Here is a 20,927-nt window from a genome sequence, read left to right as displayed (position 1 = left end):
TATATTCGCTAGCAGGTTCCCTATGCAGTCAGTTCAAGGTACAAATGCTATGACAGCACCAGAAGCCAGCCTTCCGAGCAGCAAAAAAGTGTTCATGAAATGGTCACTTTTAGGCACAGTCGGCATCATCAATGGCTACGCAACAATCCTTATGTATTCTCGCGGTGAGATTGCGTTTGCACTACTTACGCTCATTCTTACCGCTTTAGCGTTGTTCATCTTTGGTAGCAAAAAGACGTACGCACACCGTTACATCTACCCTGGTATAGCAGGGATGATCCTTTTCATTCTTTTTCCTTTGGCGTACACCATAGGTTTGGCGTTTACCAACTATAGCGCGAAGAACCAACTCTCTTTTGATCGCGCTCAGAACGTACTTTTGGACCGAACTTACCAAAGTGGTGATAGCTACCCGTTCACTTTGTATAAAACGGAGCAAGGCCATCAACTTGTGGTTGAAAAAGATGGTGAGCTACTTGCAAGCCCGACTTTTCAGCTTGATAACCTTTCAGCATCGGAGTTTGATCTTTCACCAATTGAAGAAGTAACGGGTGAAAAAGAATCAATCAAGGCGATTGTTAAGAACCGCAGTGCGTTGAGCAGTGTCGATTTACATTTGCCAAGTGGTGATGATATCCGCATGAGTGGGCTGCGCAAATTTGCTGCAGTTGTACCTTTGTACACATTACAAGAAGATGGTGAAACGCTTTACAACAACCGGACTGAAGAAACGCTACGTCCAAATATGGAAGTAGGTTACTACCAACCTGTCGATGAAAACGGTCAATTTGTTGGTAGCACAGTGTCACCAGGTTTCGTGGTGAACATTGGTACCCACAACTTTGAGCGTGTTTGGAAAGATGATGGTATCAAAGAGCCGTTTATCAGTATCTTTATCTGGACCATTGTTTTCTCTGCGCTAACCGTATTGTTTACGCTTGTTATTGGTCTTGTCCTTGCCAGTGTGGTTCAGTGGGAAGCACTTAAAGGTCGCTCAGTTTACCGTTTGTTGCTAATCCTGCCTTATGCAGTTCCGGCGTTTATTTCTATCTTGATCTTTAAAGGTTTGTTTAACCAAAGCTTTGGTGAGATCAACATGTTGTTGGAAGGCTTGTTCGGCATTAGCCCGGCTTGGTTCTCTGACCCGTTCATGGCGAAAACCATGATCTTAATTGTGAACACTTGGCTTGGTTTCCCTTACATGATGATTTTGTGTATGGGCTTACTAAAAGCGATTCCAGACGATTTATATGAAGCATCAGCAATTGATGGTGCGAACTTTGTCACGAACTTCACACGTATCACACTACCAATGATGTTGAAGCCGTTAACACCATTGTTGATCGCGAGTTTTGCATTTAACTTCAACAACTTCGTACTTATCCAGTTGTTGACTGGCGGTGGTCCAAACATGATTGGTACATCAGAGCCTGCGGGTTACACCGACCTGCTAGTAAGTTACACCTACCGAATCGCATTCGAAGGTGCTGGTGGTCAAGACTTCGGTCTAGCAAGTGCAGTAGCAACGCTTATCTTCCTATTGGTTGGCGCATTGGCACTTATCAACCTACGCGTAACTAAAGTAGCTCAGGACTAAGGAGAAATTACAATGGCAATGGTACAAGGTAAGTCATTAAAGTATCGTGTTTGGGCTACTCATATTGCAATGTGGGCATTCTTGGCACTGATTATTTTCCCTTTACTGATGATCATCGCGATTTCATTCCGTGAAGGTAACTTTGCAACGGGTAGCCTGATCCCAGACAACCCAACACTTGATCACTGGAAATTGGCATTAGGTTTCTCGGTGACTAATCCAGACGGTACAGTTACACCGCCACCATTCCCAGTAATGACATGGCTGTGGAACTCGGTAAAAGTGGGTGGTATTTCTGCAATCCTAATCGTGGCGCTATCAACCACATCGGCTTACGCGTTTGCTCGTATGAAGTTCAAAGGTAAGAACACCATTCTTAAAGCGATGATGATCTTCCAGATGTTCCCTGCGGTGTTGGCACTGGTTGCTCTGTACGCGTTGTTCGACAAACTGGGTCAGTACATTCCTTTCCTTGGTCTGAACACGCATGGCGGTCTGATCTTCGCTTACTTAGGCGGTATCGCACTGCACGTTTGGACCATTAAAGGCTACTTCGAAAGTATTGACTCGTCTCTAGAAGAAGCAGCGGCTCTTGATGGTGCTACACCATGGCAAGCATTCCGTTTGGTATTGCTGCCACTGTCTGTGCCAATCCTAGCGGTAGTCTTCATATTGTCGTTCATCATGGTAATTGGTGAAGTTCCTGTAGCGTCACTACTGCTTTCTGATGTAGACTCGTACACACTTGCAGTGGGTATGCAGCAATACCTATATCCACAAAACTACTTGTGGGGTGACTTTGCCGCAGCTGCTGTACTTTCAGCAGTGCCAATCACTGCCGTATTCTTACTTGCGCAGCGCTGGTTGGTTGGTGGTCTAACCGCTGGTGGTGTGAAAGGATAATCTCTTGTGGTCTGAGATTGATAAGAATAACTAGAAAAGGGCGACCACATGGTCGCCCTTATACTTAGCACGGATATTACAATTTTGGTTTGGCCGCCGATCAGTAATATCTTGGCTTTTATTGGCGTTACGCATAGCTGGCTGTTAGCTTAGTTCCTTACGATTCAATCACTAACAGTTTTTGTAACCATAACCTGAGTTTAGACTCAGGTTTTTTTATGCCTGTTAAAGGCAATTTTGCAATAAGTAGATAGAGATTAGCGGCTTTGCAATGGATTACACAGGGCTTGAATAATGCCCTGCGTAGCACTTCACATAAATAACTAGAGCTTAGTAAAAAGCTAAATTGAGGTAGGGAAGGAAGAGATTAAAACTCTCGGCTGGAAGGTGCGCATCCAACGTATTGAAGCAGCGTGTACAAACTTTCTTGCTGCAGTGCGACGCGACGAAATAGATTAGCAAAGGTAACGTCACCGCCAAAGCAAGTTTGAATGTAATGATTAATTTCTGTTTCGTTATACCCCTCGACGTACATAGTTCTCACCCACTGGTACTCGACCGCTTTTAAATTGGTCAACGTCTCTTCACTTAAGGTCGTTTCTTTTAGTCTCAAGATCCAAACTCTATCCAACTCTAAAATAATGGATGGATTTAAGCAAAGCTAGGTGAAGGATTTATGACAGATAAGGGCGAGCGTGAAACAAATGGCGAAACCATGATGTTGCTCCACACTCTGGGTCTAGGTAACGTTGAGGTACTTAATAGCGTTCTTAACGGATGCCAGTTACTTGAGATATTTAACGTGTGCTTCCATTTCTTCCCCAATCTCTTTACGCATGTTCATAAGACGGATAGCGGATTGCTCTAAGGCTTTGTCTTCATCTGACTCTGGAATCCATTTCGGTACATCGGTTGGTTTTCCGTTTTCATCTACAGCAACCATGATAACGATACAGTGAGTGGTGAGTCTGTTTTTCATTTGCTTTGGATCACTAGCTTGCACGTCAATCGCAATGTGCATTGAGCTTCGTCCGGTATAAATGACTTTCGCGCTAACTTCGACTAAGTTGCCGACATGAATCGGCGCAACAAACCGAATGCCGCCAGCATATGCGGTAATGCAATATTTACCACTCCACGCTGCAGAGCAGGCGTACGCTGCCAAGTCGATCCATTTCATTACGGCGCCGCCGTGCACTTTTCCGCCAAAATTTACATCGCTGGGTTCTGCTAAAAAGCGAAGGGTAATGTCTCTTTGACCACTGCTCATCTGTCTTTCCTTGATGGGTTATTGTTTTCCCAATTTAGCAGCAAGATGAATTTTCGGGAATAGCGAATGAAACAAAATATTAACTTTTATTCGAACGCTGGAAGTGACAAGCCACAGCGTAGTTCTGTGGCTTGGGGTGTAGATGTTAATTGGCGGTAGAGGCAATCTCAGAATTGGACAATGGTTTTCTCTGTCTTACTTTTATTTGCGACAAGATAACGCCAGAGATGACTAACAACCCACCAATAATGTGGTAAGCGTAAATTTTCTCACCAATTAGTGTTGAAGCAAGTATGACGGAAACCACAGGCATTAGGTTCATGAACATAGCACTTGAATCAGCACCAATTGAATCAATCGCTTTGACCCACATCAGCGGCGCGAAAATGGAAGCAGCAATACCAGCATAAGCGATTAATGGTAGCGCGTCTTGGCTTGGTAACAGTTGTTCACTAGAGAGCCAAAGTGGTGTGAGCATCAAAACAGAAAAGAAGCCCTGCATGTAAACCAGAGTCAAACTACTGAATGGCATTTTCCAGCGTTTTAGCAGAACACAATAAGCCGCGTATACCATGGCAGCAACGAGCATTAAGCTGTCACCTTGCGTTAAGTCTTGATGTAAAAAGTAAGTGATATCACCGTGACCAAGCATAAATGCCAAGCCGCCGAGCGAAATGACACCACCGACGATACTTAACATTGATATAGATTTACCGAGCAATGGGACACTTAAAAACACACTGATCAACGGAACTAAAGAGGTGATCAGGGCCATATTAGAGGCCGTTGTTGTTAAACCGGCATAGTATCCAAGTGACTGGTTGAGAACCATACCAAGTAACGCAAGAAACGCCAACTTAGCTAAGTAAGGTCGAATAATGTGTCGTTGTTTGATGATTGCAGGCAGGCAAAATGGCGTTAGGAGTACCATTGCGACAAACCAACGGTAGAAACTCATCGCACTTGGTTCAATGGCGCTCGCAGCCATCTTGTTCACAATTGAGTTACCACCCCAAATCATAACGGTGAAAAACGGAAGTAAATAAATCATGAGAACCCTATAGCACAATTATTGATGGCGCTAGTCTGGCAGGTCTTTATAATAAAAAGTATCTCTTAAAAGACATCGTAAGCGATAGGAAGACAATTTTGAAAAAGAGCGCCAGAAATCTTCACCCCTCCTTATCAATCGATCGTGCGCCATCAGATGTGTTTATGAATTTCGAAGCGTTTCTCTCTAATACAGAAACACGAATTCATAGCCACCCTTGGGGGCAAGTGCAACTGATCAGCGGTGGGATTCTGGAGATGGATGCAGAAGACACAAGATTTCTAGCACCTCCACATCTTGCTATTTGGGTTCCCGCCGGAGTTCGTCACACTAGCTACAACCGTAAGCCAATCGAATATTGTTCTTTGAACATTGCCCCTGAATTGACGGCGCATTTTCCAACCAAAACCAGTTTAATCAAAGTCACCCCCATCGTTTCTGCCATCATTGAGGACTTTCGTCAGCGTGACATTAACGTCGCGCAGAGCGATGAAGACAAACGCTTGGTGCGAGTGTTGTTGGATCAACTGGCGAAACAAGAAGTGGAACATCACTTTTTACCGACAACCGACAACAAATATCTTCAGCCAATCTTAAAAGCAGTAGAAGAATCGCCAACCGATGAAATTAGTTTGGCGGAGTGGGCGGCAAAAGTGCATACTACAGAACGCACGTTAGCGAGACATTGCCAGAGTGAATTAGGAATGAGCTTTACTGAGTGGCGCTTACGTGTGCGATATTTACATTCTATGGAGTTGCTGCGTAAAGGGCAGACCGTAAAAGAAGTCGCTCTGACGTTAGGTTATAACCAAGCCAGCCCTTTTATCGCGATGTTCAAGAAATACTCCGGCATGACACCGGAGCAATACAAGAATCGATTGTTATAGCTGAGCGATTATGTAATTCAAACCACCCACCACGGCTGCAACCTGTGCATCGTTACATTCTTCGTCGGTCACTGTTGGGCTGTCTGGGTACACTTCCGTTGTCGTGCCGTAAACGCAATTTGTTACGCCGCCACACAGGCCCAGTTTTACCATTGGGTAGTTGATAACGCCAAACTGTACGACGGGTGAACCAATGATTTCGCCGTTTTCATCTGCTGGTGCAATGTGAGTCACTTTTGCAACTGACTCAATGACCGCTTTTTGGAAGTCAGGCTGAGGGTTTTCACTATCTCCCACCGTGTAAAAGCCATCTGGGATCATACCTTCAATGTACTCAATACCATCACGAGCAGCTAAGGCTGGACGGAACTCAGTTTCGTCAGAATCTGTCGTTTCATGTAGATCAATGTGCATTAACACATCGCCTAAAGTTGCAACGAGCTTTATGAGGTTAGCGGACTCTTCGGCAGGGCTATACTTATAGAAAGAGCGGTTTGGATCAATCGCGTTTGGATTCCAGCGGTTGATCACCTCGTAACCCCAAGGGCTTACGCAGGGTGCAACGACAATATTGAAATGCTCTGCATAGCGCTCTGCTTCTGTTTCTACAAACTTTAATGCGCCATGTACACCGCTGGTTTCGTAACCGTGCACGCCGCCTGTGACCAACACAACAGGCTTAGTTGAATCCCAATTGCGTGTTTTGATACAAAACAGAGGGAAGCGTGCCTCGTTGTATGAGAGCGCACCATATTGTTCAACATCAAAACGCTCGCGTAGGGCATCGATTTTACTGACGACTTCATCTTGGTAGCTACGTTTTACTTCTTGCGTTGCTAACCAAGCTTTACGTTCTTCTTCGTTCCAAGGTTGGCCAGGAGTACCGATCGGGTAAATGTATCCACTTTTCATCTATACTTTTTCTTTTGACTGCTGAAAGGTATCACAAGACTAGACCTGTCTTATCTTTACAGCAATATAAAACACCATTTGGTGTGGTATTCTTTGCAAAATCATCACTTTGATGAGTGATTCATTGGTGTTACATTTTGTTACTTACTCAATTTCATATAAGAGACAAAAAATGGCTGGAGCAAGTTTACTCACACTGTTGGACGATATTGCCACGGTGCTTGATGATGTCGCCTTAATGTCAAAAATGGCGGCAAAGAAAACCGCAGGTGTATTGGGAGATGATCTAGCGTTAAACGCTCAACAAGTGTCTGGTGTTGCATCTGAGCGAGAGATTCCAGTGGTTTGGGCGGTTGCAAAAGGCTCATTCAAAAATAAATTGACTTTAGTTCCTTCAGCTTTACTTATTAGCGCGATTATTCCATGGCTTATTATGCCATTATTGCTAATTGGCGGCTTATTTCTCTGCTTTGAAGGGGCAGAGAAAGTACTTGAGAAAGTGTTTCCTCACTCGCATCCGCACGAAGAAAAAGAGGAGCTAGTTAATACTGGCGAGTCGATAGAAGAGTATGAAAAGCGTAAAGTTTCTGGTGCGATTCGAACAGACTTTATCCTTTCAGCAGAGATCATCGTGATTGCGTTAGGTACCGTGACAGGAGCCAGTCTTGTTACGCAAATTTTAGTTGTCAGTTTAATTGCAGTGATTATGACGGTTGGAGTTTATGGACTAGTCGCTGGGATTGTGAAGCTAGATGATTTAGGCCTTTACCTTGAAAGTCGCTCAAACGGTAAAGGTTGGGTAGCGAAAGTCGGAGGGGCCTTGGTCGCTTTTGCACCAAAGTTGATGAAGTTGTTAACCATTGTAGGAACTGCTGCGATGTTTTTGGTGGGTGGAGGAATTGTGGTGCACAACGTGCCAGCCATTCATCACTTTGTAGAGCCGATTATTATGAACTTTAGTGGTCATTCGGTTGCTACAGCCATTTTGCCTATTTTACTGAACGGTATTATCGGCTTTGTGGCGGGGTTGGTTGTGGTTGCGGTATGGACGATGGTTGAAAAGCTTCGTGGTCAATAATCACATCTAAAACATGAGACGATAATAACAAGGGTCATGACTTCTTTTTACAAAAAGCATGACCCTGTTTTATGGGTGAAACGTCAGTAAAGTACTTACTTCACTTTCCACTCGATCTGTTCATTTGCTCGAATAGGCACAACGATATCATTGCCAAATGGCATCGTTTCTGGCACATCCCAAGCGGATTTTTCTAACGTTACTGTATCTGTGTTACGTGCAATGCCGTAAAAATCAGGACCGTTGAAGCTTGCGAAAGCTTCCAAGTTTTCCAACTTGCCTTCTTTTTCGAAGACTTCTGCATAAAGCTCTAGCGCAGCGTGCGCAGTGTAAGAACCAGCACAACCGCAAGCCGATTCTTTTGCCCCTTTCGCATGTGGCGCTGAGTCTGTACCTAGGAAAAACTTCTTGCTACCACTAGTTGCTGCTTCGATCAGCGCTTGCTGGTGGGTTCCGCGCTTAAGAATTGGCAAACAGTAGAAATGAGGTTTAATACCACCCACAAGCATGTGGTTACGGTTGAAAAGAAGGTGGTGGGCAGTGATGGTAGCCGCTACGTTGTCTGAGGCATTGTTAACGAAGTTTGCTGCGTCGGCGGTGGTGATATGTTCTAGTACGATTTTAAGATTAGGGAAATCATTGACGATAGGAGCGAGGACAGTATCAAGGAATTCTTTTTCTCGGTCGAAGATATCAACATCGTGATGTGTTACCTCCCCATGAACCAAAAGTAACATTCCTACTTCTTCCATTGCTTCTAAAACGTGATAAATGTTTTTCGCATTGGTCACACCGGAATCTGAGTTTGTTGTGGCGCCAGCAGGATAGAGCTTGGCAGCAACAATGTGTCCGGTTGCTTTAGCCTTACGTATTTCGTCTGGTGTCGTGTTATCTGTAAGGTAAAGCGCCATTAAAGGCTCAAACTGTTCGCCATGTTGCTCTTTGAGAATTCGGTCACGGTAGGCTAGGGCGAGCTCAGTTGTAGTAACAGGTGGGACGGTATTTGGCATAATCAGCGCACGGCCATTGTAGCGGCTGATGTCGCGAACGGTGTCTTTAAGAACTTCCCCATCGCGTAAGTGAACGTGCCAGTCGTCAGGACGAGTGATAGTCAGTGTTGTCATTAATTGCTCCCACCATTGAAAAGTTGTCTGATTGGAGCCTAAGCGCCGTATTTGCTTTTGAGCAAACGCTTGCGCTTAGGCGACAGGATGATAGAGGAATTGCCCTCATATTTCATCCCATTTTTCAATTTTATAAAGAGTGAGAGTGTAAGTGGTTACTTCATTGTTAACCAAAGCGCGTGGATCGTACCTGGTAGAAAGAAGAAACACGTCAATATTAGATTAATCAAAAAGTCTTTATTTAGACCTTTCTCCATAAACACCGCGACAGGCGGAAGAAAGATACATAACAAAATCAGAACCAGTTTTCTTGTATCCATAATTAAGCTCCAAATCAATAAATGGGGGCAGTGATAACTCAGATGAATTATGTGTGTCGTATCACACTTTATCAAACGGTATTTGGTCAGAACGATGTTAAAAAACGCGAATGTTGAGTGTAGTAAATACTTGTCACTAAAACCAAATTTATAAGAATATGGTTTCGAGAAAGTTGCAATGGATGAAGAGGCAGCAGACTCTGCAACTTAATGTGATTTGAGTATACAATACCGCAACAAATAAAAAACACCCGTAGGAAGAAGGCCATGCCGCAACCCATTTTGTCCCAAATTAATGTTTTTCCGGTTAAGTCAGTTGGCGGATTATCGCTGTCGTCCGTATGGGTTGAGAAGCAAGGATTGAGCTTCGATCGTCGCTTTATGATTGCGAAAGCTGATGGCTCGATGATCACTGCGCGAAAGTATCCGCAAATGGTAACCATTAAGTCTGCCTTATTGTCCGATGGAGTGGTGTTTAGTAGTTTGGGTATGGAGCCACTTAAAATCCGTTACCAAGATTTCAAAATGCAGGAGACACCTGCAACGGTTTGGAAAGATACCTTTACTGCCTATACCACGACAGATGATGCAGATGACTGGTTTAGTCGTGTGTTGGGGCAACGCGTTGAGTTGTTGTTTAGTGGTGAGCAATCGAATCGTGTCCGTGAAAAGCTAGGTCAAAACGTCAGTTTTGCTGATGGTTATCCGGTTTTAGTGATCAGCCAAGCTTCACTTGATGAGCTGAACCGAAGAAGTTCAGAGTTACACTCAATGGATCAGTTTCGTACTAACTTAGTTGTCTCTGATACTAAGCCATTTGAAGAAGATTCATGGAAGCGCATACGAATCGGTGAGGTAGAGTTTGAGTCTCTCAAACCTTGCGAGCGCTGTATCCTGACTACGGTGAATACCCAAAGAGGCACATTCCGTGAGAGCAAAGAGCCGCTCAAAACCTTGCAACAGTTCCGTGCAAACGATGTCGGTGGTGTGTTCTTTGGCCAGAATCTTGTCGCGCGAAATGAAGGCATTATTCGTCAAGGCGATAAAGTTGAAGTATTGGAGTACAAAGAGCCGGAGTTTTACGCAGATAACTCGCCAGTGCGCATGAAGCTTACATGTGTTGAGCGTGAAGAAATTGCCCAAGACTTTGTGACCTTATGGTTAGAGCCAAACAAAGGTTCGTTGCCTAATTACTTGCCAGGACAACACCTGCCAATAGAGGTGAATATTGATGGTAAGAAAGTGGGTCGACGCTATACCTTATCATCCAGTCCTTCTCGTCCGGGTCGTTATGCTATTTCTGTAAAGCGTATCGCGGGTGGAAGAGTCTCTAACTCACTCTTAGACAACTTACAAGTCGGTGATGTTTTAGAGGCAGAACAACCTGATGGCCAGTTCCACCTAAAAACGCATGAAGCGCAGCCTCTATTGTTACTCTCTGCGGGTAGCGGAGTAACACCAATGCTATCGATGGTACGTTACTTAGCGGATCATAATCAGTTGGAGAACGTGGTTTTCTACCATCAATGTCGGACCGAAAATGATATTCCTTGTCGCTCAGAGTTGGAGCAGTTAAAGCGTGAGCACCCAGGGCTAGAAGTAAAAGTCTGTTTAACGCAACCTGCTGTTGATTGGTTTGGGTTAAAAGGGCGTTTAAGTTTGTCACACATTAAGCAAATCAAAGATGTTGAACAGCGCCAAGTGTTTGTGTGTGGTCCTGATGGTTTTATGGAGAAAGCGAAAAATCTCCTGCTAAGAAAAGGGCTGCCAGAAGAAAACTACCATCAAGAAGCGTTTGGCGTATCTTCAGTCACTTCAAGACCAGAGAAGAGCATAGCGATCGATTTCAATGGGACGAAAGTTGTAGGGAATAATCAGAAAACGTTGTTAGATCAGCTCGAAGATGCTGGGAAGGTCATCAGCAATAGCTGTCGTGCAGGCTTATGTGGTGCCTGTAAAGTTCAGCTTACGTCGGGTCAAGTACATCATCCGGACGTGCCCGCGTTGACTGATGAGGAACGTGCAATGGGAACCGTATTGGCGTGTTGTGCTGTGCCAGAGACGGACGTAACAGTAACCAACTAGGCGAGAACGTCTTTGTCCTTCGACAAAAACTGTTCCTAGACAAGAAAACGCTGCTATTTTTAGCAGCGTTTTGAGTTTTAAAGAGAGCTGAAAATATCGCTCAGTCGTAAATCGTCGGGATTGGCTGGCGTTTGTGCTGCGTTGCTTTGTAAATCGCTACCAAACGGTCACTCACTTGCTGTGGAACGGGTTTGCCCTCTAAGAAATCGTCGATTTGCTCGTAAGTTAAGCTTAGGGCATCTTCATCTGCTTTTTGTGGAGCAAGCTCTTCTAAGTCTGCTGTTGGCACTTTCTTCACTAGTTGCTCAGGTGCACCCAATGTAGCAGCCACTTCACGAACTTGGCGTTTACTTAATCCGAACAATGGTGCCATGTCACAAGCGCCATCACCAAATTTAGTGTAGAAACCAGTGATGTTTTCTGCTGAGTGATCAGTACCAAGAACAAGGCCGCCTACGTAGCCCGCGATCTCGTATTGAGCAACCATGCGAGCACGCGCTTTTACATTGCCTTTTACGAAGTCGACTTTTGCTGCATCAGTTGGTAGAAGATCTGTGCCTTCTAATGCAACGTGAGAAGCCGAATGAAGCCCGTCAACACCTGCTTTGATGTTCACCGATACAGAATGGGTTGGCTGGATAAAAGACAGAGCGAGCTGAGCCTCATCTTCATCTTTTTGCTCCCCATAAGGCAGGCGAACTGCGATAAATTGGTAGCTATTGTTGCCCGCTTCTTCGTTCAGCTGGTCTACAGCCAGCTGAGCTAAACGACCACATGTCGTTGAGTCAACGCCACCGCTGATGCCAAGAACAAGAGACTTACAGCCCGCTTCTTGCAATTTACGCTTAATAAAAGCGACACGGCGTTCAATTTCAAAATGCGGATCAATTGAAGGGAGTACGCGCATTTCGTCACGGATGGATTGTTCCATTTAGGGTTCCTTTTCCTGCAAATATTTCAGACTCTAAAGCGCATTTGCTCAAATGGTGATAAACCATACAGTTGAGGCTCATTAAACGCGACTTTAGGGTCAAAAGCTGTAAAGATTAGTAGTATCATACCGAAATCATCAGATTAGAAAACTCTCTTCAACCAGGTAATCACCGGATATGAAAAAAATCGCCATTTTTGGTAGTGCATTTAACCCACCTAGTTTAGGGCATAAAAGTGTTATTGAGTCTTTGAGCCACTTTGATCTCGTGCTACTTGAGCCAAGCATTGCACATGCTTGGGGCAAGAACATGCTTGATTACCCAACTCGGTGCAAAATGGTTGATGTGTTCATCAAGGATATGGGGCTTTCTAATGTTCAGCGTTCTGATGCAGAGCAAGCTTTATACCAACCTGGACAAAGTGTGACGACCTATGCGTTGTTAGAAAAAATTCAAGAAATTTACCCAACTGCCGATATAACTTTTGTCATTGGTCCTGATAATTTCTTCAAATTTGCTAAATTTAGTAGAGCTGAAGAGATTACGGAACGTTGGACTGTTATGGCATGTCCTGAAAAAGTAAAAGTCAGAAGCACAGATATTCGCAAAGCATTGGCCGAGGGTGAAGAGATCGGCGCCTATACAACACCTTCCGTACGTGATTTATTACTTAGTAAAGGCTTATACAGAGAAACATTGTCTGGGAACTGAGAGGTCAGATTTTCATGGTCAGAGCAGTTTTATTTAGTGCATGTGCGCTGCTTGTGGTGACACAAGCTCATTCCGCGTGTAACTATTTTTCTGATCGTTCCGTGGTGTTTGAAGATAACACGCTTCCAATCTGTGAAGAAATTTTAGATTCCATCGGCGTGTTAAGTACTGAAGCATTGATTTGGTATGCAGCGGAAGCGAAGCTTGAAGGACCAACAGAAAACTATTGGGAGGAGTGGGCGATTAAGCCGGAAGACACCCCACTTCTAACTCAAAACTTAGAAAAGAATTACTTTGGTCTTGGTTTTTGGATGCCGGAAGAGCTTCGAGACGAAGAGAGTAAAATGGATACAGAAGAGTGGCTTCGTAGTCACGGGTTGATGTTCAGCGTTGGTTTTGGTGATAAATCCGACGGACAGCCAAGAATGCGGTTTGATTATCGTTGGCACGAATATTATGACGCTGACTGGATGATGCAAATAGAGGTACCTTTCTAGACACCTCAAGCAAATGAAAAAAGGGCGTACATTATCAATGTACGCCCTTTTTGTTTTAATCTACTTTCTGTGTCCGTAATGCTGAAGACGTAGCTTGTTGAAGAGCAAGTTATAGCGCTTCTCCAAAGACTAAAAAGCAAAGCTGTTCATATTCTTCGGTGTTACCAGCAAAAAGAGAGTCAACAATTTGCTCTTCCTTCTTCCCCGACAGTTTCATTTTTCTTGCTTCACGTAGTGTTAGTACCAAGCAAAGCTCTTTAGAAATATTCATGTCACAGCCAGGAGTCCATTGATTGATGGTTCTCGTTAACGTTGAGTGCGCTAGTTTAGGAGACAGCGTCAATACTTCATGTCTTACTACTGTCAGTAGATCGGTTTGCAGATCCGAGCGTTCGGCAGTTGTTGCTAGCTTCTCGACGAGCGCTTTTAGTAGCGGTGAAGGCTTCACAAAGCCCGCCTGTTGTGAGAACTCGTCATTTAAACGCACAGAAAAATCACAACGATATACACGAGAATTAGGTAAAAAGGTGAGGGAGCTCAAACATCCTTGAGGAATCCAAAAATATTGGCCTGGTTCAATGGCATACTCCTGCTTACCCAATTTAATGACGGCTAACCCTTCGATGACAGACAGTAGACTGTGCTTCAGTGCTTTTTTACGCGCAGCTACATCAAGGAAGGGGTATTTAGCGTCGTGAAATTCAATTGCGTAGTTCATTATGAGTACCAGTGTTTTTTGGCGCTAAGGGTAACGTTAAACCCATACGATTCCAACCTGCTGAGAGAATTTTTTAGCATGATAAATGGTGGCTAAACTGGTATGACCATGTTAAAAGTATGGGTTGAAATGCTGCTTGTCAGCAAAACTATGCGTAAAATGTGCCAGCTTTTTTTGATATGTAATGAACAATGACAGCCAATACCGATCCTTATATTGAAATTCGTCCTTACAACGACGAAGAAATTCCAGCAGCGCTGGATCGTCTAATCCAAGATGATGAATTTATCACTGCTATCCTAGAACATCGCTTTGCTAATAAAGCAGCATGGTTCAAAACGCTAATGAGCCCGATCCTGCGCATCTACCTGAAAGCCAAGTGGAGCAAGCTTGATTCTGTCGAAGCAATTCAGATTGAAGTGAAGAAGTATCTGAAAGATACATTGAATAAGACAACGGATGGCGTCACTTTTTCTGGTTTGGATAAGCTGGATAAAAACACGTCATACCTATTCGTTTCTAACCACCGTGATATTGCGATGGACCCTGCGCTCGTAAATTATGGCTTGTACCAAAGTGGGCACCGTACAGTTCGTATAGCGATTGGCGATAACCTGCTGAAGAAGCCATGTGCGACAGAATTGATGCGACTCAATAAGAGCTTCATCGTTAAGCGCTCTGCTAAAGCGCCTAGAGAAATGATGAAAGCATTGGGACAACTGTCAAGCTATATCAAACATTCGCTTGATACTGGCAATTCAATTTGGATTGCCCAAAAGGAAGGCCGTGCTAAAGATGGAAACGACTTTACTGATCCTGCGATTTTAAAAATGTTCCATGTTGAAGGTCGTAAACAAAAGATCAGCTTTGGTGAGTACACGCGTTCTCTGAAAATCGTTCCTGTCTCGATTGCCTATGAAAATGATCCATGTGACATTGCCAAAGCAAAAGAGCTGTACGAAAAAGCAGAAAATGGCCGCTATGAAAAAGGCGAATTTGAAGATATCGAAAGCATCATTCAAGGTATCGTTGGCTATAAAGGCCGTGTACATGTTGCGTTTGGTGATGTGATTGAGCAAGAGTTTGAAACGCCGGAATCTCTTGCTGGTGAAATCGACCGCCAAATTCACAACAACTACAAGTTGTACCCAATCAACTTGTTAGCTGCTGGGCATGAAGATTCGAGCATCATTACGGAAGCGGTTAAGCGTCATCTCGCGGATAAGTTGGATCAGCTACCTGAAGGCGCAAGACCTTATTTGGTGGCGAGCTATGCCAATCCTGTGAATAACCAAGAGTAACTTTCGTCACTGAAGTCTGTTGATTCAGAATGCCTTAAAGCCTCGGCCTGCCGGGGCTTTTTTTATCTGCTCTTTAAGGTGCGACGGCGCCACCAAGGGTTAAATTGCTAGGCCATTTGGTGATCCTGTTACCACCTAAATAGATATTCCCTTTCACCGTCATTGTGTCTGGAAATACTTTCAGCGCTGATCCTCCAATATAAAGATTACCATCAACCACCAATCCTTCAGGAAGTTCAGAAATGGGAGTGCGAATAACACTTAGATCACCTTTTACTCGAAGTTTAGCTGGAAGCGCTTTTAACGGTGTATCTGTCAGATTTAGGTAACCGCCTAGTTTGATGCCTTTAGGCCAGTTTTCGATCTTACTACCTAGTAGGTTTGCATAGCCTTTTATCTTTGTTCCTGAGCGAATAACTTTGAGTGCGCTGTTAGTTGCTTCCAGACTGCCTTCAACATCAAGCCCTTTAGGCAAGGTTTTGATAGGGGTTTGTGAGATGTTTAAGTTGCCCTTTACCACTAGGCCAGAGGGTAGTTGGGTGTAAGGCTTGTTTCTAAGATCAAGATTGCCGTAATTATCGATGTGACCAAACTTAGAATAGTAATCTAGCTCATATGCCAAAGGAGACGAGCAGAGCAGGATTGAAGTAAGGCATAGGGAAACAAAACGCATAGTCAAAGATTTAGTTAAATACCGAGATCAACAGGTGCTTATCTTATACTTAAATAAACCTATTATGCATTTTTTGCTCACAGTTTTTGATTCATAACTTAAATATTCAAATTAGAGATACACGCTAAAAGTGTGCGCTTCTTTACTGCGCTAAGTAACTTCAAGCTTACTAAAATGAGATAAATTAAATGATTGAATGTGAAGCAGATTCAAGCGTAGAGGTGAGAAAAATATCAGTAGATATTTGAATAATATGAGATTCTTCCAAGAACTTCACAAGGGTCCTTGTTAGTATTATTGAAGTTTGAGGGAGATTTTCATGAAGTTAAAAAGTGTATCTATTTTTACCGCTGGTGTTTTTGCAGTACTGCTGTCGGGTTCCGTTTTTGCTAAATCATACAGTACACCAGAAAACAAAGCGCTAATAGTTTCTGACGGTAAGGTAGGTCAGCGTATCTGTTACTACGATGATAAAGCCTACACCACAGGGGCCGTGATCAATGTTGAAGGCGTATTACTGATGTGTACCGCTGAGAACGATTTTGAAACCAATGGCTCGTTAAAGTGGGTCGTGTTCAAAAAAGATAAATAAACGCGCCGAAGTTGTCTGTTTCATTTAGAGCGGTTTAAGATTAAGAGATTGGAAAAATAAAAAGCGAGCATCATGCTCGCTTTTTTCATTAACGCGCGAGTGAGCGAGTTTTTAATTCAAAGATAAGTTTTTCAGCACTTACTTCAAATTTGAATCGAGCCGTCGCTTGGTTCGATTCTTCGGTTATTTCTGAAACATTGTATTCAACATCAGCACATACTGATTTAGCGAGCTCGATGTATTTTTGTAGTTCAGACTCTAGCTCTGTTTTTGTCTGTGCGAAAACCGTTACGTCGGCAACTTCGTCACCTTCTTTGATGATAAAGCCTATCTCGCCAGCACAGCCGCAGGCCTCACATACTTGGTTTTTTTCTAATTCGACACTCATAACGAATCCTCTTGTAAATACTAAGGGTATTCTATCAGGTATTTGATCTGTATCTACAAAAATGACGACTTTTGCGTAAAAAAGGAACAGAATAGGCACTTGTTAAGTAAGGGTTAAAGATTGGATTACTAAATCATCAAGAACGTTAATGTGATATATATCAACATTTAAAATCAATTAACGAACATAGTGACGAGATTTTGCTCAGTCCAGTTGAACTAATGGTTAATTTATAAGACTATTTCTTGATTGATTATTTTTAATAATTATCATTCTTGGTCTTTGAATAGTTTCGATGAATAATTGGCGCAAGGTTTTGATGAGACTAACTTTTCGCCTTATTTTGAGTAGCATGTATTGACAAAAACATAACTGAAAATTACACATTACGCAGTGTAAAGACGTTATGGTTTGGAACTCGACATGATATTAAATAGTCGCAATACATATACCCAAAGCGCTTTCAAGTGCAGCGTTTAGCAACCTGATTTCTAGGTTTTCGCTAATCGAACCGCATCGGCGAGCCGGGTATAATGCTAAGAATGATTTCATTCTGGCCTCATTTAATAGTGAGTTAGATGGATTTACAAAGAGAAGAGCTTAAAATATGCCAAAGCGTAGTAAAGAAGATACCGAAATCACTATCCAAAAGATCATGGATGCCGTTATTGATCAGCTACTCAGATTAGGTTACGACAAAATGTCGTACACGACGCTAAGCCAGCAGACAGGTATATCGCGTACCGGTATTAGCCATCACTTCCCTAAGAAAACGGACTTCACCGCCGCACTGGATGGCCGTATCTTTAAAATGTTTATTGAACACTTAGAGTTTGATAAAGGATTAAATGCATTTTCACAAAGTTGGATTAAAGCGCTGGAAGATGCTGAGTTCCTCGCGATTTTACGACTGCTATTCCATCACATTGTCACCGCTGAAAATGCGCAAGAATTTGCTGCTAATGGTATTGACCGCTTATACAAAATGGTTGAAAGCCAGTTTGGTGCGGGTGGTGACAAAGAGCTTGAGTGGTTGATTGGTCGTTCATTGATCCAAATGAGCAAGTAATAGCGTTTAAAGCAACAAATTCTGCCAATATAAAAGCAAAGGCCCGCAACTCTCATATTGCGGGCCTTTGTCGTATCAAAGTGTTTTCGAGACGGCTTTAGAGGAGATACGCTTTATGCTGCGGCATGCACTTGAGGGAAGTCTAGCGTCGGATGTTTTGTCACAATAGAGCGATAGCCATAAACTTGTTCAATGCGCTCTGACGTTAGTGCATTCCATGGCGTGTCATCACAAACTAGTTTCCCGTTATGCAAGAGTACAAGGCGGTCCGCGTACTGAGAGGCTAGATTCAAGTCATGTAACACCACAACCACCGCAGCGTTCTGTGCTTTTGCCGTTTCACGAGCAATTTTTAACGTGTTGTGTTGATGGGCGAGATCCAACGCTGAGGTAGGTTCATCAAGCATTAAGATTCGTTTTTCGCCAGATTGATGTAGTTGTGTCATCACTCGTGCTAGATGCAGTCGTTGCTTTTCTCCACCAGATAAAGACGGGTACAGGCTTTCTGCTAAATGCAATACGTCGGTTTGTTCCATGTAATGTAAAGCCAGTTTAGTGGTTTCTTTATTGGACAGTGATAGCGGTATTGCCCCCAGCTCTACTACTTCTCTGGCTAGAAATGGGAAGGTTAAGGTGCAGTGCTGCGGGAGCATTGCAATATGTTTGGCGCTTTTTTCAGGCTCCCAATCATGCTTTTGTTTACCGAAGTAGGTGATGTGATGATTCGAAGAGATCTCACCGCATAGAAGCTTGAGTAAAGTACTTTTACCTGCGCCATTGGGGCCGAGTAGGGCGGTCACTTCACCAGCTCGGATATCAATGTTGATGTCATCGAGCACCACACGGTTGCCATATGTCATCGAAATGTTTTTCCCCGATAAAACGATCTGGTTCATTACAAAATCTTCCCTTTTTGCTGGAACAATAAGTAGATGAAAAAGGGCGCGCCAATCAATGCGGTCACGATTCCAACTGGTAATTCAGCTGGTGCCACGGCAACACGAGCAAACATATCTGCGGCAGTAAGAAGCAGTGCTCCCATTAAGGCAGATATTGGTAATAGCGTTCGATGGTCAGGCCCAGCGAGCATGCGCCCTAAGTGAGGAATCACGAGCCCAATAAAGCCAATTGCACCACTGATGCTCACCGTAATACCAACACCCAGTGCAGAAAGTAAAATAAGCTGACGTTTGAGTTTTTGAACCGGAACTCCTAAGTGTCTTGCTTCTGATTCCCCTAACAACAGAGCATTCAGCGCCATCGACTTCTTCTGAAACCAGAGCAATAGGATGACGAGTGTTACAGCAGATAGAGCAATCCCTGACCAATTTGCACCAGCTAATGAGCCCATCGACCAAAGCGTCAAATCTCGCAGCATCTGATCATCTGCGATAAAGTTCATGTAGCCAATCGCAGCACCCGAGAGCGCGCTGATGGCAACGCCGGCTAACAACATAATTGTAACTGAGGTACCAAACTTACTTGTGCCGAGTTTATAAACGAGAATAGTCGTTAGTGCACCGCCAATGAAAGCAAAAAGAGGCAGAGCCGCTAAGTTCATTAGTTGCGGATAGTTTTGGCTAAATTCAGCAAATACAACAATAGCGAATGCACCACCAAGAGCAGCGCCAGCAGACACACCAATGATACCAGGCTCGGCTAATGGGTTACGGAACAAGCCCTGCATAACCACACCACAAATTGCCAAAATGGCGCCGATGAACATACACAAAATGGTGCGAGGCAATCGGATTTCGTTAATGACCAACTGAATGTGAGGAGCGAGATCAGAACTGCCTCCCGTTAGGCTACGCAAACTGTCAGCAAAGCTAATGTTCATTGGGCCAACGGTAATAGAGGCGATAGCAATAAATGCTAAAAATCCACTAAGCACTGATAACGTCGTTGAAAGGGGGATGCGTCTTAACAACATGTCATGTCTCTATGGGTAAAGCAGTGCATTCAAGCGTTTAGCTTCTGCAAGGCTTTTAAGGCCCAAACCACCTACCAGAGCATGGCCATCAATCGTTATGATGTCTTTGTTCTTTCCAGCGGGTGTTGCAGCAAGAAGCGGCATTGCTTTTAAAATTGCATCGGCACCACCCAACGTTTCATAGCTGCGGCCGCTAACAAGAATCACGTCAGGCTGCATCTCTACCATCGCTTCTGTGGATAGAGGCTTGTAAGACGAGAGTTGTGTAGCGGCTGGGTTTTGTCCGCCGGCGAGTTGAATAATTGCATCGGGTGTCGTTTGTGAGCCCGCAACATTTGCAGGTCGCCCTTCATGGATCAGCAGAAAGAGCACTTTCTTTTTCTTTGCTTGATTAGGCTGGTTTGCATTGAGTGCTTGTACTTGCGCCTGGACATCTTGCTTTAAGCTTTCAGCTTGAGCCTTGCGATCCATAAGGTTCGCAATTTGATCAATACGTTGATAAAGGCCCTCGACATTTGCATCAGTATTAACAATTTCTACATCTACGCCAGCCGATTTCAATTGGCTCAATGTTGTTTTCGGCCCCATCTCATCAGAACCAATGACTTTTGTCGGACGTAAGGCGAGCAACCCCTCCGCTGAAAGACGACGATGGTAGCCCACTTTAGGCAGTTCCATCCCTTTTGGTAATTGACTGGTGACGTCGATAGCAACCAAGCTATCTTTAGCGTCGAGTTCAAGCAAGAGTTCAGTGACGGCGCTGCCTGCGCTAACAACGCGCTCTGAGGATGGCGTTTCATTGGCAAAAAGTTGACTACTCGCAAGTAGGGAAATAGCTGCCGTGACAACAGCATGAATAGTGATGCGTGTGTTCTTCATTTTGAAA

General features: G+C 43.8%; 23 protein-coding genes. 10 read left to right on the top strand and 13 right to left on the bottom strand.

What is annotated here, in order from left to right:
• Positions 1–22: 22 nt before the first annotated feature.
• Positions 23–1,597, top strand: coding sequence for a maltose ABC transporter permease MalF (malF, locus tag R7Q46_RS02495; RefSeq protein WP_005375273.1), 1,575 nt, complete (start codon positions 23–25; stop codon positions 1,595–1,597).
• A gap of 12 nt (positions 1,598–1,609) precedes the next feature.
• Positions 1,610–2,500 carry a maltose ABC transporter permease MalG gene (gene malG / locus R7Q46_RS02490; RefSeq protein WP_005375275.1) on the top strand — a complete coding sequence of 297 codons (891 nt, stop codon included), beginning with the start codon at positions 1,610–1,612 and terminating at the stop codon, positions 2,498–2,500.
• Positions 2,501–2,867: 367 nt separating this feature from the next.
• Here the strand turns inward: malG and R7Q46_RS02485 are convergent, their stop codons facing one another.
• The 3 genes from R7Q46_RS02485 to R7Q46_RS02475 all read right to left on the bottom strand — a co-directional run bounded on the left by R7Q46_RS02485 (position 2,868) and on the right by R7Q46_RS02475 (position 4,821).
• Complete coding sequence (locus R7Q46_RS02485) at positions 2,868–3,113, bottom strand: hypothetical protein (RefSeq protein ID WP_005375277.1); 246 nt, start codon at positions 3,111–3,113, stop codon at positions 2,868–2,870.
• 171 nt (positions 3,114–3,284) lie between these two features.
• Positions 3,285–3,770 (bottom strand): acyl-CoA thioesterase, encoded by a 486-nt coding sequence (locus R7Q46_RS02480; RefSeq protein ID WP_005375279.1) that lies wholly within the window; start codon positions 3,768–3,770, stop codon positions 3,285–3,287.
• 145 nt (positions 3,771–3,915) lie between these two features.
• Complete coding sequence (locus tag R7Q46_RS02475; RefSeq protein ID WP_017821248.1) at positions 3,916–4,821, bottom strand: DMT family transporter; 906 nt, start codon at positions 4,819–4,821, stop codon at positions 3,916–3,918.
• 98 nt (positions 4,822–4,919) lie between these two features.
• Here R7Q46_RS02475 and R7Q46_RS02470 point away from each other — a divergent pair, with 98 nt between their 5' ends.
• A complete protein-coding gene (locus tag R7Q46_RS02470) occupies positions 4,920–5,708 on the top strand; it encodes an AraC family transcriptional regulator (RefSeq protein WP_025768515.1) in 789 nt (262 codons plus the stop codon).
• On the opposite strand, the gene R7Q46_RS02465 is transcribed toward R7Q46_RS02470, so the two are convergent.
• Entirely contained in the window at positions 5,703–6,620 is a 918-nt protein-coding gene (locus R7Q46_RS02465) for a M14 family metallocarboxypeptidase (protein WP_054728741.1), read from the bottom strand. The two genes, R7Q46_RS02470 and R7Q46_RS02465, sit on opposite strands and share 6 nt — an antisense overlap.
• A gap of 172 nt (positions 6,621–6,792) precedes the next feature.
• On the opposite strand from R7Q46_RS02465, the gene R7Q46_RS02460 reads away from it, so the two are divergent.
• Positions 6,793–7,698: a DUF808 domain-containing protein gene (locus R7Q46_RS02460; RefSeq protein WP_318077269.1), complete on the top strand. Its 906-nt coding sequence runs from the start codon at positions 6,793–6,795 to the stop codon at positions 7,696–7,698.
• A gap of 95 nt (positions 7,699–7,793) precedes the next feature.
• Here the strand turns inward: R7Q46_RS02460 and pyrC are convergent, their stop codons facing one another.
• Both pyrC and R7Q46_RS02450 read right to left on the bottom strand, forming a co-directional pair.
• A complete protein-coding gene (pyrC, locus tag R7Q46_RS02455; protein ID WP_005385019.1) occupies positions 7,794–8,822 on the bottom strand; it encodes a dihydroorotase in 1,029 nt (342 codons plus the stop codon).
• 155 nt (positions 8,823–8,977) lie between these two features.
• The gene (locus tag R7Q46_RS02450) at positions 8,978–9,142 is read right to left on the bottom strand and encodes a YqaE/Pmp3 family membrane protein (protein ID WP_005375297.1); all 165 of its coding nucleotides are present in this window, start codon (positions 9,140–9,142) and stop codon (positions 8,978–8,980) included.
• A 267-nt stretch (positions 9,143–9,409) separates the two neighbouring features.
• On the opposite strand from R7Q46_RS02450, the gene R7Q46_RS02445 reads away from it, so the two are divergent.
• Positions 9,410–11,227: a hybrid-cluster NAD(P)-dependent oxidoreductase gene (locus tag R7Q46_RS02445; RefSeq protein ID WP_318077268.1), complete on the top strand. Its 1,818-nt coding sequence runs from the start codon at positions 9,410–9,412 to the stop codon at positions 11,225–11,227.
• A gap of 100 nt (positions 11,228–11,327) precedes the next feature.
• Here the strand turns inward: R7Q46_RS02445 and nadE are convergent, their stop codons facing one another.
• Positions 11,328–12,158: an ammonia-dependent NAD(+) synthetase gene (nadE, locus tag R7Q46_RS02440; protein WP_005375299.1), complete on the bottom strand. Its 831-nt coding sequence runs from the start codon at positions 12,156–12,158 to the stop codon at positions 11,328–11,330.
• Between the two features lie 178 nt (positions 12,159–12,336).
• On the opposite strand from nadE, the gene R7Q46_RS02435 reads away from it, so the two are divergent.
• Together R7Q46_RS02435 and R7Q46_RS02430 are read left to right on the top strand one after the other, a co-directional pair.
• Positions 12,337–12,870 carry a nicotinate-nicotinamide nucleotide adenylyltransferase gene (locus R7Q46_RS02435; RefSeq protein ID WP_065275432.1) on the top strand — a complete coding sequence of 178 codons (534 nt, stop codon included), beginning with the start codon at positions 12,337–12,339 and terminating at the stop codon, positions 12,868–12,870.
• A gap of 14 nt (positions 12,871–12,884) precedes the next feature.
• Positions 12,885–13,367, top strand: a complete 483-nt coding sequence (locus R7Q46_RS02430) for a hypothetical protein (RefSeq protein WP_104976466.1) — start codon at positions 12,885–12,887, stop codon at positions 13,365–13,367.
• Between the two features lie 109 nt (positions 13,368–13,476).
• Here the strand turns inward: R7Q46_RS02430 and R7Q46_RS02425 are convergent, their stop codons facing one another.
• Positions 13,477–14,085, bottom strand: a complete 609-nt coding sequence (locus R7Q46_RS02425) for a hypothetical protein (protein ID WP_064369671.1) — start codon at positions 14,083–14,085, stop codon at positions 13,477–13,479.
• A gap of 191 nt (positions 14,086–14,276) precedes the next feature.
• On the opposite strand from R7Q46_RS02425, the gene R7Q46_RS02420 reads away from it, so the two are divergent.
• Positions 14,277–15,386, top strand: coding sequence for a 1-acyl-sn-glycerol-3-phosphate acyltransferase (locus R7Q46_RS02420; protein WP_005385027.1), 1,110 nt, complete (start codon positions 14,277–14,279; stop codon positions 15,384–15,386).
• 73 nt (positions 15,387–15,459) lie between these two features.
• On the opposite strand, the gene R7Q46_RS02415 is transcribed toward R7Q46_RS02420, so the two are convergent.
• The gene (locus tag R7Q46_RS02415; protein WP_017821237.1) at positions 15,460–16,059 is read right to left on the bottom strand and encodes a hypothetical protein; all 600 of its coding nucleotides are present in this window, start codon (positions 16,057–16,059) and stop codon (positions 15,460–15,462) included.
• 319 nt (positions 16,060–16,378) lie between these two features.
• On the opposite strand from R7Q46_RS02415, the gene R7Q46_RS02410 reads away from it, so the two are divergent.
• Positions 16,379–16,651 (top strand): YnjH family protein, encoded by a 273-nt coding sequence (locus R7Q46_RS02410; RefSeq protein WP_213871229.1) that lies wholly within the window; start codon positions 16,379–16,381, stop codon positions 16,649–16,651.
• A gap of 88 nt (positions 16,652–16,739) precedes the next feature.
• Here the strand turns inward: R7Q46_RS02410 and R7Q46_RS02405 are convergent, their stop codons facing one another.
• On the bottom strand, positions 16,740–17,039 hold the full coding sequence (locus R7Q46_RS02405) for a YfcZ/YiiS family protein (RefSeq protein WP_005375307.1): 300 nt from the start codon (positions 17,037–17,039) through the stop codon (positions 16,740–16,742).
• Positions 17,040–17,646: 607 nt separating this feature from the next.
• Between R7Q46_RS02405 and R7Q46_RS02400 the strand changes: the two genes are divergently transcribed.
• Positions 17,647–18,108: a TetR/AcrR family transcriptional regulator gene (locus tag R7Q46_RS02400; protein WP_005385033.1), complete on the top strand. Its 462-nt coding sequence runs from the start codon at positions 17,647–17,649 to the stop codon at positions 18,106–18,108.
• A gap of 113 nt (positions 18,109–18,221) precedes the next feature.
• Here the strand turns inward: R7Q46_RS02400 and R7Q46_RS02395 are convergent, their stop codons facing one another.
• From R7Q46_RS02395 to R7Q46_RS02385, 3 genes are read right to left on the bottom strand one after another with little or no spacing between them, the layout of a single operon-like run.
• A complete protein-coding gene (locus tag R7Q46_RS02395) occupies positions 18,222–19,004 on the bottom strand; it encodes a heme ABC transporter ATP-binding protein (RefSeq protein ID WP_213871228.1) in 783 nt (260 codons plus the stop codon).
• Positions 19,004–20,041: a FecCD family ABC transporter permease gene (locus R7Q46_RS02390; protein ID WP_054578656.1), complete on the bottom strand. Its 1,038-nt coding sequence runs from the start codon at positions 20,039–20,041 to the stop codon at positions 19,004–19,006. The genes R7Q46_RS02395 and R7Q46_RS02390 overlap by 1 nt, the downstream gene beginning before the upstream one ends.
• Before the next feature lie 9 nt (positions 20,042–20,050).
• Positions 20,051–20,920, bottom strand: coding sequence for a heme/hemin ABC transporter substrate-binding protein (locus R7Q46_RS02385; RefSeq protein ID WP_085569330.1), 870 nt, complete (start codon positions 20,918–20,920; stop codon positions 20,051–20,053).
• Positions 20,921–20,927: the final 7 nt, after the last annotated feature.

This window comes from Vibrio sp. 811 (assembly GCF_033339195.1).
Note: the sequence above shows the minus strand (reverse complement) of the source record. Positions and strands in the feature narration are given on the sequence as shown.

Excerpts from the sequence above, each read along its gene's own strand:
- malG (WP_005375275.1), top strand. The coding sequence starts at position 1,610 with ATGGCAATGGTACAAGGTAAGTCATTAAAGTATCGTGTTTGGGCTACT.
- R7Q46_RS02430 (WP_104976466.1), top strand. The coding sequence starts at position 12,885 with ATGGTCAGAGCAGTTTTATTTAGTGCATGTGCGCTGCTTGTGGTGACA.
- R7Q46_RS02410 (WP_213871229.1), top strand. The coding sequence starts at position 16,379 with ATGAAGTTAAAAAGTGTATCTATTTTTACCGCTGGTGTTTTTGCAGTA.
- pyrC (WP_005385019.1), bottom strand. The coding sequence starts at position 8,822 with ATGACAACACTGACTATCACTCGTCCTGACGACTGGCACGTTCACTTA.
- R7Q46_RS02460 (WP_318077269.1), top strand. The coding sequence starts at position 6,793 with ATGGCTGGAGCAAGTTTACTCACACTGTTGGACGATATTGCCACGGTG.
- R7Q46_RS02405 (WP_005375307.1), bottom strand. The coding sequence starts at position 17,039 with ATGAGTGTCGAATTAGAAAAAAACCAAGTATGTGAGGCCTGCGGCTGT.
- R7Q46_RS02450 (WP_005375297.1), bottom strand. The coding sequence starts at position 9,142 with ATGGATACAAGAAAACTGGTTCTGATTTTGTTATGTATCTTTCTTCCG.
- R7Q46_RS02420 (WP_005385027.1), top strand. The coding sequence starts at position 14,277 with ATGACAGCCAATACCGATCCTTATATTGAAATTCGTCCTTACAACGAC.
- R7Q46_RS02480 (WP_005375279.1), bottom strand. The coding sequence starts at position 3,770 with ATGAGCAGTGGTCAAAGAGACATTACCCTTCGCTTTTTAGCAGAACCC.
- R7Q46_RS02465 (WP_054728741.1), bottom strand. The coding sequence starts at position 6,620 with ATGAAAAGTGGATACATTTACCCGATCGGTACTCCTGGCCAACCTTGG.
- R7Q46_RS02425 (WP_064369671.1), bottom strand. The coding sequence starts at position 14,085 with ATGAACTACGCAATTGAATTTCACGACGCTAAATACCCCTTCCTTGAT.
- R7Q46_RS02385 (WP_085569330.1), bottom strand. The coding sequence starts at position 20,920 with ATGAAGAACACACGCATCACTATTCATGCTGTTGTCACGGCAGCTATT.
- R7Q46_RS02395 (WP_213871228.1), bottom strand. The coding sequence starts at position 19,004 with ATGAACCAGATCGTTTTATCGGGGAAAAACATTTCGATGACATATGGC.
- R7Q46_RS02400 (WP_005385033.1), top strand. The coding sequence starts at position 17,647 with ATGCCAAAGCGTAGTAAAGAAGATACCGAAATCACTATCCAAAAGATC.
- nadE (WP_005375299.1), bottom strand. The coding sequence starts at position 12,158 with ATGGAACAATCCATCCGTGACGAAATGCGCGTACTCCCTTCAATTGAT.
- R7Q46_RS02415 (WP_017821237.1), bottom strand. The coding sequence starts at position 16,059 with ATGCGTTTTGTTTCCCTATGCCTTACTTCAATCCTGCTCTGCTCGTCT.
- R7Q46_RS02475 (WP_017821248.1), bottom strand. The coding sequence starts at position 4,821 with ATGATTTATTTACTTCCGTTTTTCACCGTTATGATTTGGGGTGGTAAC.
- R7Q46_RS02435 (WP_065275432.1), top strand. The coding sequence starts at position 12,337 with ATGAAAAAAATCGCCATTTTTGGTAGTGCATTTAACCCACCTAGTTTA.
- malF (WP_005375273.1), top strand. The coding sequence starts at position 23 with ATGCAGTCAGTTCAAGGTACAAATGCTATGACAGCACCAGAAGCCAGC.
- R7Q46_RS02445 (WP_318077268.1), top strand. The coding sequence starts at position 9,410 with ATGCCGCAACCCATTTTGTCCCAAATTAATGTTTTTCCGGTTAAGTCA.
- R7Q46_RS02390 (WP_054578656.1), bottom strand. The coding sequence starts at position 20,041 with ATGTTGTTAAGACGCATCCCCCTTTCAACGACGTTATCAGTGCTTAGT.